At 63.0% G+C, this 13,886-nt stretch carries 12 protein-coding genes and 1 pseudogene; 6 read left to right on the top strand and 7 right to left on the bottom strand.

Features of this window, described 5'->3' with window-relative positions; genetic code table 11:
- The first annotated feature begins 64 nt into the window (after window positions 1–64).
- Window positions 65–514: a (2Fe-2S)-binding protein gene (locus SB772_RS11275; protein WP_410833334.1), complete on the top strand. Its 450-nt coding sequence runs from the start codon at window positions 65–67 to the stop codon at window positions 512–514.
- Complete coding sequence (locus SB772_RS11270) at window positions 514–2,778, top strand: molybdopterin cofactor-binding domain-containing protein (protein ID WP_410833333.1); 2,265 nt, start codon at window positions 514–516, stop codon at window positions 2,776–2,778. The genes SB772_RS11275 and SB772_RS11270 overlap by 1 nt, the downstream gene beginning before the upstream one ends.
- A gap of 127 nt (window positions 2,779–2,905) precedes the next feature.
- Here the strand turns inward: SB772_RS11270 and SB772_RS11265 are convergent, their stop codons facing one another.
- A complete protein-coding gene (locus SB772_RS11265) occupies window positions 2,906–4,204 on the bottom strand; it encodes a sigma-54 interaction domain-containing protein (RefSeq protein ID WP_410833383.1) in 1,299 nt (432 codons plus the stop codon).
- 383 nt (window positions 4,205–4,587) lie between these two features.
- On the opposite strand from SB772_RS11265, the gene SB772_RS11260 reads away from it, so the two are divergent.
- From SB772_RS11260 to SB772_RS11245, 4 genes are all read left to right on the top strand, one after another.
- Entirely contained in the window at window positions 4,588–5,454 is an 867-nt protein-coding gene (locus tag SB772_RS11260; RefSeq protein ID WP_410833332.1) for an MBL fold metallo-hydrolase, read from the top strand.
- Window positions 5,455–5,493: 39 nt separating this feature from the next.
- Window positions 5,494–7,161 carry a TIGR01244 family sulfur transferase gene (locus SB772_RS11255; RefSeq protein WP_410833331.1) on the top strand — a complete coding sequence of 556 codons (1,668 nt, stop codon included), beginning with the start codon at window positions 5,494–5,496 and terminating at the stop codon, window positions 7,159–7,161.
- Window positions 7,162–7,194: 33 nt separating this feature from the next.
- Window positions 7,195–8,001 (top strand): sulfite exporter TauE/SafE family protein, encoded by an 807-nt coding sequence (locus SB772_RS11250; RefSeq protein ID WP_410833330.1) that lies wholly within the window; start codon window positions 7,195–7,197, stop codon window positions 7,999–8,001.
- A gap of 218 nt (window positions 8,002–8,219) precedes the next feature.
- Complete coding sequence (locus SB772_RS11245; protein ID WP_410833329.1) at window positions 8,220–9,245, top strand: YncE family protein; 1,026 nt, start codon at window positions 8,220–8,222, stop codon at window positions 9,243–9,245.
- Here SB772_RS11245 and SB772_RS11240 read toward each other — a convergent pair.
- From SB772_RS11240 to SB772_RS11215, 6 genes and pseudogenes are all read right to left on the bottom strand, one after another.
- A complete protein-coding gene (locus tag SB772_RS11240; RefSeq protein WP_410833328.1) occupies window positions 9,232–10,755 on the bottom strand; it encodes a heavy metal sensor histidine kinase in 1,524 nt (507 codons plus the stop codon). The genes SB772_RS11245 and SB772_RS11240 overlap by 14 nt on opposite strands.
- A pseudogene (locus SB772_RS11235) lies at window positions 10,755–10,919 on the bottom strand (winged helix-turn-helix domain-containing protein); the annotation flags it as partial. The gene SB772_RS11240 and the pseudogene SB772_RS11235, both read right to left, overlap by 1 nt.
- Complete coding sequence (locus SB772_RS11230) at window positions 10,920–11,636, bottom strand: hypothetical protein (protein ID WP_410833327.1); 717 nt, start codon at window positions 11,634–11,636, stop codon at window positions 10,920–10,922.
- A gap of 18 nt (window positions 11,637–11,654) precedes the next feature.
- Complete coding sequence (locus SB772_RS11225) at window positions 11,655–12,065, bottom strand: ExbD/TolR family protein (protein ID WP_410833326.1); 411 nt, start codon at window positions 12,063–12,065, stop codon at window positions 11,655–11,657.
- Window positions 12,066–12,096: 31 nt separating this feature from the next.
- Window positions 12,097–12,708, bottom strand: a complete 612-nt coding sequence (locus SB772_RS11220; protein WP_410833325.1) for a MotA/TolQ/ExbB proton channel family protein — start codon at window positions 12,706–12,708, stop codon at window positions 12,097–12,099.
- A 104-nt stretch (window positions 12,709–12,812) separates the two neighbouring features.
- A complete protein-coding gene (locus SB772_RS11215) occupies window positions 12,813–13,859 on the bottom strand; it encodes a YncE family protein (protein ID WP_410833324.1) in 1,047 nt (348 codons plus the stop codon).
- Window positions 13,860–13,886 lie beyond the last annotated feature (27 nt).

Below are 13,886 nucleotides of genomic sequence, written 5' to 3'. Positions count from 1 at the left end.
AGGTAAGGCGATCAGCAGGCCGCGCCAGCAGGCGTGACGCGCGTCGACAACAAGGAGTGAACGGATGGAACTGATTGTGAACGGCGTGCATCACAACGTCGACGCCGACGCGAACATGCCGCTGCTGTGGGCGGTGCGGGACCTGTTGGGACTGCATGGCACCAAGTTTGGTTGCGGCGTGGGGGCATGCGGCGCGTGCACCGTCCATCTGGATGGCGTGGCAGTGCGCTCGTGCGTCACGTCGCTTGCGGATGTACAGGGCAAGTCCGTAACGACGATCGAAGGATTGGGCAGAGGCGGCGAGCATGTCGTGCAGCGAGCGTGGAAAGCCGCGAACGTGCCGCAGTGCGGCTACTGCCAGCCCGGCCAGATGATGCAGGCGGCGTCGCTGCTCAAACAGACGCCGAAGCCGAGCGACGAGCAGATCGTCGAAGCGATGTCCGGGAATGTCTGCCGCTGCGGGACCTATCAACGCATCAAGGTTGCCATCAAGGCAGCAGCGGAGCAGGCGTAATGAGCGAGATCGTCAATCTGAGCCGGCGCCGGGTACTGAAGGGCACCTTGGCAGGCGGGGTGGTGCTGGGGCTACATGTCGGCGACGCGCCCATGGCGTTTGCGGCGAGCCCGCTCGCCTCGGCGAGCGGCGTCAAAACGGTGTTTGCGCCGAACGTCTACGTGTCGGTCGCGCCGTCCGGCGAGATCGTTCTGGTCGTGCATCGCTCCGAGATGGGCACCGGCATCCGCACCAGTCTCGCGATGATTCTCGCCGACGAACTCGATGCCGACTGGAAGACCGTCAAGGTTGTGCAGGCGCAAGGCGATGCGAAGTACGGGGACCAGAATACCGATGGCTCGCGCAGCATCCGCCAGTTCTTCCAGCCACTGCGCGAGGCGGGCGGCTCCGCGCGGCAGATGCTGGTGGCGGCCGCCGCTGCGCGGTGGCGCGTGAGCCCGGCGAGTTGCCGGACCGAACCCGGCCACGTGGTGCATTCGGCGAGCGGGCGGCGCCTTTCATACGGCGCGGTCGCGCAGGCTGCAGCGCATCAGCCGGTGCCGGGCCGCGACACGCTGCAGCTGAAAAACGAGGACGCGTGGCGCTATATCGGCAAGTCGCTGCCGATCGTCGATCTCGACGACATCGTTCATGGCCGCGCGACATATGGCATCGATGTCGTGTTGCCCGGGATGACGTATGCGTCGGTCGAACGTTCCCCCGTATACGGTGCAACGCTCAAAAGCGTCGACTCGACCGAAGCGATGAAGGTGCCGGGTGTGCTTCACGTGGTGCGCATTGCTTCCACGCCGCTGCCCGCCGGATTCCGTCCGCTGGGCGGCGTCGCGGTGATCGCGACCAGCACCTGGGCCGCGCTGCAAGGGCGCCAGAAACTGAAGCTCGAATGGGACCTCGGTCCGAACGGCACGTACGATAGCCGGGCGTATCGCAAGGCGCTTGAAGACACCGCGCGGCAGCCTGGGAAGATCGTGCGCAACAACGGCGATACCGCGGGCGCACTGAAAAACGCCGCACGACACGTGTCGGCGGACTATTACGTGCCGCATCTGGCGCACGCGGCGATGGAGCCGCTGGCTGCGACTGCATCGTTTGCGAACGGCGCAGTCGCGGTCTGGACCGCCACGCAAAACCCGCAGCAAGCGCGCACGACCGTCGCGCAAATACTCGGCGTGCAGGAGCAGGCTGTGACGATCAACGTCACGTTGCTCGGCGGTGGCTTCGGCCGCAAGTCGAAGCCGGACTATGTAGCCGAAGCCGCGTATCTGGCGCGCGAAGTCGGCGCACCCGTCAAACTGACGTGGACACGCGAGGACGACATACGTAACGAATACTTCCATGCCGTGTGTGCGCAGCACATGGAAGGCGGGCTCGATGCGCAGGGCAAGACGATTGCGTGGTTGCACCGGAGCGTGTTTCCGTCGATCGGTTCGACGTTCACGCCGAACGTGATTTATGGCTCGGCGGGCGAACTCGGTCAGGGTGTGACCGATATGCCTTATGAAATTGCCAATGTGCAGTGCGAGAACGGAGCGGCGCCGGCGCATACCCGTATCGGCTGGTATCGCTCGGTGTACAACATTCCGCACGGCTTCGCGCTGGGCTCGTTCGTCGACGAGCTTGCCGCTGCCGCGCGACAGGATCCGGTGCAGCATCTGCTCGCGCTGCTGGGCAGTCCGCGCCATGTCGATCTGCATGCGCTGGGGGTCGATTATCCAAACTACGGCGCGTCGATCGACGCGTACCCGATCGATACCGCACGCTATGCGGCAGTGGTCCGCGCGGCGGCGGTGCGTTCGAACTGGTCCGCAGCGTTGCCCGCTCGCCATGGGCGCGGGATCGCTGTCCACCGCAGCTTTCTGACGTACGTCGCGGCGGTCGCGCAGGTGCAGGTGGCCGACGATGGTGCGGTGCGGGTGACGCGTGTCGATCTGGCGGTCGACTGCGGGCGCATCGTCAATCCCGATCGCGTGATTGCGCAGTTCGAAGGAGCGGTGGTCATGGCACTCGGCAATGCGCTATACGGCGAACTGACGTTCAGTCAGGGGACGGCCGAGCAGTCGAACTTCACCGACTACCGGGTCGCCCGTATCGACTCCGTGCCGGAAACTCACGTGTATATCGTGCCGAGCGCTGCGCCGCCCGGTGGTGTTGGCGAACCCGGTGTGCCGCCGACAATGGCTGCGATCTGCAACGCGGTTTTCAATGCGACAGGCACGCGGATTCGGGCGTTGCCGGTCGATAGCGCGCTTCTGAAGCGGGCGTGATCAGCACAGGAGATAAGGGTCAGGCTGTGCGGGTACCGCGATCGTTTGGTCTGCGGATGGTCGACGCGGCATAAGTGCTTGCCGCCAACATTTCCGGCCCCGCTGTCACCGGCCATGGAAACCCAGGCTACCTGCCGGCGCGTACTCGCCTTAGCGTCTTCAGTCGCCGATACAGCGTGCGCTCACTCATCCCGAGGTACGCAGCGAGCGCGCTGCGTGTCCCTGTAAATCCCTCCACCAGCCGTACAAGCTCACGATCGGTGAGCTCGCCGGGCACCGGAAGCGACGTCGAGCCCGCGCTGCTTTCCAGATGTGCCGACTCTCCCGCCACCATGTCGCCTGGCAGATGTTCGATCCGGATCACCCCGTCGTCGGCCAGCAGGCACGCCCGGTCGAGCACGTTGCGCAGTTCCCGGATATTGCCCGGCCAGGAATAGGCATGGAGCCTCGCGAGAGCATCCGGCGTAACGCTGAACTTGCGACCTGCCGCGCTGCCTGCCGCACCTCGCGCGCTACCAATACGCTGCAGTATCGACTCGACGAGCAGTGCGATGTCATCTGGGCGCTCGCGCACCGCCGGCAAGTGAATCGGAAATGCGCTGATGCGGTAGTAGAGGTCCTGGCGGAATCGGCCGTCGTCGATCATTTCCCGCACGGGTTTGTGCGTCGCCGCCACCAGTCGGAAATCCGCGCGTAAGGTCTCGATGCCGCCGACCCGGCGGAACGAGCCGGATTCGATGAGGCGCAGCAGCTTGACCTGCATCGACAGTGGCACATCGCCGATTTCGTCGAGAAACAGCGTTCCTCCTTGCGCGGTCTCGACCAGACCGGGTTTGCGCGCGGCTGCGCCCGTGAACGCACCCTTTTCATAGCCGAAGAGTTCGCTCTCGAACAAGGTCTCCGTGATGCCGGAGCAGTCGACGACGACAAAAGGGTGTTGCGCGCGCTCGCTTGCCTCATGAACGGCGCGCGCGAACAGTTCCTTGCCGGTTCCAGATTCTCCGAGCAGCAGGACCGGCAGCATCGAAGGCGCGACGCGATGCAGCGCCGAGATCGCCGCGTTGAACGCCGTCGAACGCCCGACCAGACCTTCCTCGCTCGGCTTGGCGGACGCGCCGCGCACCGTGGAGAGCCGCTCGACGTAAGCCACCACCTCCCGCTGCGCATTGAATATCGGCCGCAACTCGACATCGACATGCTCAGGCCCGCGAGGCGTGTGATGAATGTGAAGCACGCGGTCGGGGCCGCGCAGTTCAAACGCCCGCCTCATTGGGCAGTGCTCGCCCGCCTGGTCGCACGGCACGTCGTAGTGATGCGAGACCTGGTAGCACTTGCGTCCGACGTGAGGCTGGCTGGCGACGCCGAACTGACGTTGATAAGCGGTGTTGGCGGCAAGGATGCGGTACTCGGGATCGAGCACGATCATCGGTTGAGCGTCGTGCTCCAGATACGACACGAGGGCGTCGACATCCGGCGCTTGAGGCGACCCGACCGAGGTCGTTGCGACGGGTGTGATGGGTATGGACGGCTTTGGGGGTTTCACGGTGGCGGCTCCAGTAGACCCCACTATACGTCGGCACTGCCACAACTGCCACCTGACTGCCAGAACTGGCAGCCTTCGTTCCCGGACGTCCTGACGAGGGTGTGCGATTCAACCCGACAGAACGGAAATTTTGATAAAAATCAAAGTGTTATGTAAACGGAGGTCAAATAACACTGCGATGGCACGGTTCTTGTAACGATTGGCCGGCCTTGCTGCTTCGCAAGATCCATTCGTTTGAGGAGAGGAAGTTGAATACCACGAGCCCCATGCTGGTCGAAGGTTACTTCGACCCCGCTACCTGGACGATCAGCTACCTGTTGCTGGATGTCCGCACCGGCGACTGTGCACTGATCGACAGCGTCCTCGACTATGACCCGAAGTCAGGCCGTACCTCCACGACGACCGCCGACAAACTCGTCTCTCGCGTCCACGAGCTTGGCGTGAAGGTCCAGTGGCTGCTCGAAACCCACGTGCACGCCGACCATCTGTCCGCCGCGCCCTATCTCAAGGAAAGACTCGGCGGAACGATTGCGATCGGCGCGCAGGTGACGCACGTGCAAGACGTGTTCGGCAAGCTTTTCAACGCGGGATCGAGATTCGCGCGCGATGGCAGCCAGTTCGATCACCTGCTCTCCGACGGCGAAACATTCGCCGTCGGAGCGTTGCAGGCGCGCGCCATCCATACCCCGGGGCATACGCCGGCCTGCATGACCTTTGTGGTCAGCGACGGCGTGCAGACCGCAGCCTTTGTCGGGGACACCCTGTTCATGCCCGACTACGGCACCGCGCGCTGCGACTTTCCCGGCGGCGACGCCCGTACGCTCTACCGGTCAATCAACAAGGTGTTGAGCCTGCCGGCGGACACGAAGCTGTACATGTGCCACGACTACCAGCCCGGCGGGCGGCCTTTGCAGTTTGTCAGCACGGTAGCCGAGGAACGCGAACACAACGTCCATATACGCAACGGTATCAACGAGGAATCCTTCGTTGCGATGCGCACCGCGCGCGACGCGACGCTCAACATGCCGGTGCTGATGCTGCCGTCGGTGCAGGTCAACATGCGCGCCGGACATATGCCCGATCCGGAAGATAACGGAGTGCCGTATCTCAAGATTCCCCTCAATGCAATCTGAGCCGGTGCACGTAGTGAGTAGAAGCAACAGGAGAAGTCGATGGACATCAAGAAACTGACGGCTGAACTGGCGGTATCACAGCAGATTGCCGCATCCGACCTGCGTGCGATCGCGGACGCTGGCTTTCGCGCCGTCGTCTGCAATCGCCCCGACGGCGAAGGTTCCGATCAGCCCAACTTTAGCGAGATCGAGGCGGCGGCCCGTGAACAGGGTATCGAGACCCACTACCTGCCAATCGAATCTGGCAAGGTCGGCGATGGCGAGGCTGCGCAGTTCGGCGAACTGATGCAGGCACTGCCGAAGCCGGTGCTCGCCTATTGCCGCACCGGGATGCGTGCCGCGACGCTGTGGGCGCTGTCCGAAGCGCCCCGCCGGGCGTTGCCGGACATCGTCGCCGCTGCCAGGGCAGCAGGCTATGATCTGTCTGCGCTGGCGCGGCGTATCGCCAACGGCGGCAAGGTGCCCGTCGAAGTCGCCGTGGCCAGTCACGACATTGTGATCATCGGCGCAGGCGCCGCCGGCGTGGCGGCAGCCGCGAGCTTGCTTGCGCGCGAGCGCAACCTCGACATCGCCATCATCGACCCCGCCGACGTCCACTATTACCAGCCAGGTTGGACCATGGTCGGAGCCGGTGTGTTCGATCCCGAGACCACCGCCCGCGAGATGGCCGCGGTGCTCCCGCGCAAGGTGCACTGGATCAAGGCCGCGGTGGCTGCGTTCGAGCCGGAAAAGAATTCGGTTGTGCTCGAAGGATGCCGGGTGGTGAGCTACAGGCAGCTCATCGTTTGTCCGGGATTGAAGCTGGACTGGCATGCTATCGACGGGTTGCCGGAGACCCTTGGCCAGAACGGCGTGACGTCCAACTATCGCTACGATCTTGCGCCCTATACCTGGCAGCTCGTGCGTGAGCTCAGGGGTGGCCGCGCGCTGTTCACCCAGCCGCCGATGCCGATCAAATGCGCCGGGGCGCCGCAAAAGGCGATGTATCTGTCCTCGGATCACTGGCGGCGTTCAGGCCGGCTCGAGCAGATCGATGTCCAGTTCTTCAATGCCGGGGCGGTGTTGTTCGGCGTGGCCGACTATGTCCCGGCATTGATGGAGTACGTCAGGCGTTACGACATCGCGCTGAACTTCGGCTTCAACCTGAGCGCGATAGACGGGCCGGCCAGGCGCGCGACATTCAGGCGCACACTCGAGAACGGCAGCGTGGAATCGGTGACCAGTGAGTTCGACATGATCCACGTGGTACCGCCACAGAAGGCACCGGACTTCATCCGCGTCAGTTCGCTGGCCGATAAGGCGGGCTGGGTCGACGTCGACCAGGCGACGCTGCGCCACAAGACCTACTCAAATATCTTCGCGCTCGGCGATGCCGCGAACACGCCCAATGCGAAAACCGCCGCCGCCGCGCGCAAGCAGGCACCCGTCGTCGCCCACAACGTGCTTGCCGCTCTCGGGAAGGTCCGGGGCGAGGCAGCATACGACGGTTATGGATCATGCCCGCTGACCGTCGAACGCGGCAAGATCGTGCTCGCGGAATTCCTCTATGGCGGGAAGATCGCGCCGACGCTGCCGACCTGGCTGATCGACGGCAAGCGCCCGTCGCGCCTCGCGTGGTTGCTCAAGGAGCGCATCCTGCCGCCGCTTTACTGGCAGGGGATGCTCAAGGGGCGTGAGTGGCTGGCGCAGCCTGAACTCGTGGGCTAGCGCAGCGGTGGCTCACAACCTGTCGGATTCCTCATGCTGACTTCACTTATCCTCGGCGCCATCGTTGGCGCGGTGCTCGGCCTGACCGGCGCGGGTGGCGGCATTCTCGCCGTTCCGGCACTGGTGGCCGGCATGGGCTGGCCGATGCAGCAGGCGACGCCGGTTGCGCTGGTTGCCGTGGCGGGCAGCGCTGCGATCGGCGCGCTTGAAGCATTCCGGCAGCGGCTCGTCCGTTACCGCGCCGCGCTGTTCATGGCCGCAGCGGGTGTGCCGCTGACCTCGCTCGGCGTGCGCCTTGCCCACGCGTTGCCGCAACGCGTGCTATTGGCGCTGTTTGCCACCGTCATGCTAGTGGTGGCCGGAAGGCTGTTATCACAGGCTTTGCGGCACGCACGCCCGGACCGCGCGGACTCGCGGTTTTGCGTCGGCCACATCAATCCCGACACCGGGCGGCTGATCTGGTCGTGGACGACCGGGGCCGCACTTGCGGCGACCGGCGCGTTGACCGGGCTAATGACAGGACTGCTCGGGGTGGGCGGCGGCTTCATCATCGTGCCGATGCTGCGCAAGCTGACCAACGTGTCGATGCATGGGATCGTCGCCACGTCGCTGATGGTGATCGCGCTGGTCGGCAGCGGCGGTGTTGTCGCGACGGTCCTGCACGGTGCGCCGCTGCCGCTCGAGCTGACGCTCTGGTTCAGCCTGGCGACGGCCGCCGGCATGGTGACCGGGCGGCTGGTCTCACAGCGTCTCTCCGCGCTGCATGTGCAGGTAGGTTTTGCGGGGGTGTTGATCTGCGTGGCGCTCGGGATGATGGCGAAGGCCGTGCTAGGCGGGTGACTCTCGTTGGCAAAACTCTGGCGCAAATGGCATGGACGAAGGCGCTCAGGTATTTCGCTAAATCAATTGAGAGCCGAAGATAAGCAGGTTCGATAGCATACGGCCGTACTTGGGTAGCGGACCCATATTTCAAGTTGGTAATCCATTCGTCACCGTGTGGTTGGGAACTGTGCGGTAGCGTGTCATTTTGAATTCCGCTCCCCACCTACCCGACAGAAATGATGCCGATCACCGTCCGTCTACTTGCCCTTGCATGCCTCTGCTTTGCGTCGATATCCTTTGCAGCAAGACCGTCGGCCAGCCCCCTGGCGGTGCTCTCCACCACGCCGCTGCCAGATGTCACCGGCGGCGACTTCGATCACTTTGCAGTCGATCTGGCTCATTCCCGTCTGTACGTGTCAGCCGAGAAGTATGGGTCCATTGAGGTTTTCAGATTGCCGGACGGCCAGCACCTTGCAAGTGTCAAGACGGTCGCGAGGGCGCCGCACAAGATAGTATTGGCGAACGACGGTAAGGAACTGCTTATAGCGGATGCGGGCGAGGCGAACGTCAAGGTTGTCGACACGAAAACCTTCAAAGTCGGGAAAGTCGTTCCGCTCGAGCCGCAGCCGGATTCCGGCATCGCGGATCGACAGAGCGGCATTTTCTACGTCGGCAACGGAGGTGTGCAATCGCATAAGGGCAATGCCTACATCAGCTTGATTTCGCTTGCCGACGATTCCGTCGTCGGGAGAATCGATGTTCCCGCGGGACAACTGAAGGCGATGGTCATCGACCGTTCCACCCACCGCCTGTTCGTGAACATGCGCGAGAAAAACGAAATCGGCGTTATCGATCTGAATACCCGCAAATTGGCGAGTATCTGGCATGTTCCCGGTCCAAGCCTCAATTCGGCCATGGCATTCGATCCGAAAACCAGGCGCCTGTTCATCGGCTCACGCAACCCCGGCAAGCTGTTCGTCATGGACGCGAGTAATGGCTCGGTCATACAGTCTCTCGATATCGTGAACATCTCGGACGACATGACGTTCGACGCGCTGCATCATCGCCTCTACGTGACAGGCGCCGGCGGCCTCGATGTCGTTAAACAGGTCGATTCGAACCGTTACGCCATCGAGCAGCATATCGACACTCTCGGTGGCAAGACCTCGATCTATATTCCGTCGCTACAGAGGTTGTACGTCGTTCACACGAAAGGCCCCCAGGCAGCGGAGGCCGGACTCCAGGTGCTCAGCGTCCGCTGACACGGGCGACATGAGGCGTCGAAGGCAGTGAGGGCGCGGCGTGTTCCTGACAATCCCCACCACACCGCAAAAACGTCAGGATGAAACGCGTACCGTTTGCGTCGCTCCTGGCGTGAACGGTGCCGCCATGCAGTTCCATGACCGTGCGAACGATCGCGAGCCCCAGTCCGGCTGATCCGCTGTAGCAGCCCGACCCCGCCGATTGCGGCGGGTTGGTGCGCGACGGGTCGACCCGATAGAAGCGGTCGAAGATCCGCTCGAGATGTGCGGCATCGATGGGCGTCCCCTGGTTCGCGACGAGGACGCGCAGTTCGTCGTTTGCATCGTTGGCTTCGAGCACGATCTCGCCGCCGCGCGGCGTATAGCGCAACGCATTGGCGAGCAGATTGCTGACCGCGCGCCGGAACAGTTCGATGTCGGCAGTCAGCCGGCCGCCGCCGACCACCCGCACGATAACGCCTGCGTCTTCGGCGGGGCCTTCGAAGTATTCGGCGATGCGCGTCAACTCCTGCCCGACGTTGAACACGCGCGTATTCTTGACGAACTGCGGATGCTCCGCGCGCGCGAGAAAGAGCACGTTTTCGATCATCCGGGACAGGCGGTCGCATTCCTCGAGGTTCGACTCGAGCAGCGTCTGATATTCGTCGCTCGATCGTGGCCGTGCGAGCGCGACCTCGGTCGCGCCGCGCATATTGCCGAGCGGCGTGCGCATATCGTGGGCAAGATCTGCCGTGAACTGGGACAGATGCCGGAAGCCGCTGTCCAGCCGCGCGAGCATCGCGTTCAGCGAAGCCACTAGCGTCTCGAGTTCCCGCGGCACGGATTCGCCGGCAATCCGGGTATCCAGGCGGTCGACGGTCACCCGGCCCGCACTCGCCGCGATGTCGCGCAGCGGTCGCAACAAGGCGCGGTTCAGCAGATAGCTCAAGACAAAGACCAGTAGCACACCCAAGGCACCGGCGACGTGGAGGTTGTCACGATAGTGATCCAGCAGAAGCCAGCGGTCCCTCATGTTACGCGCGACGAGCACGGTCGCTACTTCGCCGTCGCGCAACAGCACGTCCGCGACCACGCCGCGAATCGGCTCTCCGTTGCGGGCATGCCATTCGGCGATCGCCGCATCGGTGATGTGCTCCGACGCCGGGACTCGCTTGAGGTTGGCGGCCGCGCTGCCGCGCGCGGTCGATGCTGCTGCAGCGCCGATCGTGTCCGCTGTGTTGTGTTCGATCAGGACCTGTCCACTGGAATCTTTCATCTCCATCGCCATCGCCTGATTCCCGAGCACGACGCTGGTCAGGCGATCGGCATGCTCGCGGATGCTAGCGATGGTGTCGATTTCCCGCGCGAGTCGTTGCGCGTGACGCGCGGCGAGCACGATATCGAGATCGTCCTGCGCCTTGACCTGACGATCGAGCGCAACATACACAAAGCTGCCCACCAGCACGAACACCGCGAGCGTCGTGCCGCCGAACGCGAGAGAGAGCATCGCGGTAAGCGAGCGGCCCCGCATCAGGTCACGTCCTTCGACTCGGGCACGTAACCGGCCCGGTGCACAGAATAGATCAGCTTCACGGGATAATTGTCGTCAAGTTTTGTCCGCAGCCTTAGAGTGGCGACTTCGACCACGTTAGTGTCGCTGTCGAAGTTCATGTTCCAAACGCAGGGCGCGATTTTCTAGTCTGTCTGGGTGAAATCAAAGGACTGTTCGACGACAACCTGATCGTCGCCGTCGACCTTGCATTGGTACTGAGTCATCGCGCGCCGTACCGACGCGTCAAAAACGCCCGGGGGCGTCGACTTGACGATGTCGACATGGACGACCTTGCCGCCTTTGATCGTGGCGCGCGCCGTTACTGCGCCGACAATTCCCTCGGCGAGTGCCCGCGGCGGCATCTCCGGCTTGGCCTGGACGGGGCAAACGATTGCAATGTCGGCCGGCTCCGCGGGAGCCGCCGTCGTGTTGCCGGACGCCGCGGCTATGGGGCCGGGCATGCTTGGCGCAGCCTGCGTATTGGAGGGCGCCTCCTGCGTTGCGACCGGGACCGGCGCGACGGTTGGCGAAGCAACGTGCCGTTGTGCTGGCGCGGCCGGTCGCGCAATGGGTCTGGGCGCCGGCACCTCCGATTGCCGCTTCACGATCTTCTTGATGACTGGCGGCGGTGGAGGGGGCGGAGGCGGTGTAACGGCTTTTACGAACCGCATTTGCATAACGGGCGCCGCGGGTGCTGGCGTAGGCGCCGGCACCCGCATCGACATCACGGCCGCTACCAGTGCGCCCTCGATCGCAAGCGCAGCGACAATCGCGATCGACATCGCATTGCCGGCCCGTGGCCATGACGTCTCGGTCGGCCACAGCGCGCCGCGGGCTTTTCCGGGGATACACATGTTCATTCTGATTGACTCCGGAGGCTAGTCCACATCTGTCGCGAGCGCGACTGAACTGATCCCCGCAGAGCGCACCAGATCCATGGTTTTGATGATCGTTTCATATTCGACCCCCTTGTCGCCTGCGATCGTGACATTGACCTGCTTCGTGGCCTCCATGTCCTTGAGGCGTGCGGTCAGTTGCGGCGCAGAGATGTCATTGCGGTCGAGGTGCAATTCTCCGTCCTTTTCCACGCCCACGGTCACGCTGACCGTGTCGAGCCGCGCAGCCGTGGACGATTGCGGCAATTCCAGTTTGAGGCCAGTGCCCTGGATCATCTTGAGCATGACCAGCATGAAGAAGACCAGCAGGAACATCATGATGTCGATCATCGGAATGATCTCGATCCGCGGTTTTTCGTCATTGCCAAAGTAGTGAGCCCGATGGTTCCTCACGGTGTTCTCCGGTATGTGGGGTGGTCGCGGTTCACGCGGCGAGCCGCGAGACGAGCATGGACTTGATCAGATCCATCTGCAGAAGAACCATCCGCACCCGCTTGTTCAGGTAATTCAGCGCCACGACGCCCACGAGAGCAATCGTCAGGCCACAGGCAGTGGCGATCAGTGCATGGGCAATGCCGCCGGATACCGCCATTGGGTCGCTGGTTCCGGACGCGCCCAGAATGTTGAACGAACCGATCATGCCGATGATGGTGCCCAGCAGGCCCAGCAACGGCCCGAGCGTCACGGCGGTATCCAGCACCCACAGATTGCGGTCGAGCTTTCTCATCTGGAACATGATGCTTTCTTCGACTTCGCGCTCGAAGTGTTCGGCCGGTTGGCCCTGCAATTCGATCGCGGACTTCATCAGTTCGCTTTGTACCGATCCCTGGTAATGGTGAATCAGTTTCTGGACGTCGTCGACCCTTGCCCGGCCGACCTGCTTGAGATCGTATTCCAGGCTGCTGCCTCGGCGCACGGAGGTGCTAAAGAAAATCAGGCGCTCGATGATGATGGCGAGCGCGGCCAGGAAGATCAGTGCCATCAAAGGCAACAAGCCGAATGACTGAACCGATGAATCGATAATGCTGCGAAGCATGGTGCTACCCTCTACGTTGTGTCTTGAATGTGTCACCTTCCGACGTTACCGGCGGTATCGCCGTTGCGATGCCGCCGGTGGCGCGGTTGAGGCAGTGGCTTACGTTAGTTGGCGGCGCTCTGCGGCTTGCGTTGTGCGACCAGTACGTTGAACGTGTCGGGTACGACGCTCGCATGCGGATGCGGATTGTCGGCCGTCGCAGCGGGAGTCGAACCGAATTTCGAAGACACCAGGTATACGCGGTGAGTGTTGTCGTCGAGCGCCATCGACTTCGCGCCCACTTGTGTCGGCACGTTCTGCAGCACGGTGTAGTGATCCGCGTCGTCTTCATGCACCACGGTCAGCGTTCCATCCGCGCCGTTCGAACTGAACGCGGTTTTGAGCACCGGGTCGAAGGCGGCGGCATCCGGATGGCCGCCAATCGGCAACTGGGCCACCTGATGCCCCGAGCGAGCATCGATCACCATCATCCGGTTGTTGGCGCAGACGGTGAACAGCCGTTCGGCCTTCGTATCGATTGCGAGTCCGGACGGCCCTTCGCAAGGCGCGATCGACCAATGAGCGAGCACCTTGTTCGCTTTGCCGTCCATTGCCACGATCTCACCCTTGTCTTCGACGTTGACGAAGATTCGACCGTCGGTGTCGACCGCGAGCGATTCAGGCTTGCCGCCGACAGGCATCGTCGCGACGACCTTGCGAGTGGCGGGGTCGATGGCACTGACGCTGTTGTCATGGCCATTGCTGACATAGAGGCGCTTCAGGTTGAGCGCATACATGATGCCGTCAGGATCCGGGCCACCCGCTTTGATTGTATCGACGGTTCGCAACGTGTCGAGGTCGACCACCGTAATGGTGTCGGCACGGCCGTTGGTGATGAAGCCGAGCTTCTTATCCTGGACAAACGCGAAGCCATGCACGCCATCGGTGTTTTCGATCTCGCCGACCAGCCTGCCCGTGTCGGTATCAACGACCTGGACATGGCTGGCGCGGCTGATAAACAGGTGATGGCGAACCCGGTCATACCCAACGTAGTCCCAGCCGTCGGTGCCACCCAACGTATAGTGCTTCGCGACTTCGAACTGCGCGTGCCCGGCGACCGGTGCAGCGTGCAGCGCGCCGCACAACAACGTCGACGAAAGACCGACTGCCATTGCTGCTTGCACAAAAGTTTTAAGCTT

The organism is Paraburkholderia sp. SIMBA_030 (assembly GCF_046535245.1).
Classification (GTDB): Bacteria; Pseudomonadota; Gammaproteobacteria; order Burkholderiales; family Burkholderiaceae; genus Paraburkholderia.
Note: the sequence above shows the minus strand (reverse complement) of the source record. Positions and strands in the feature narration are given on the sequence as shown.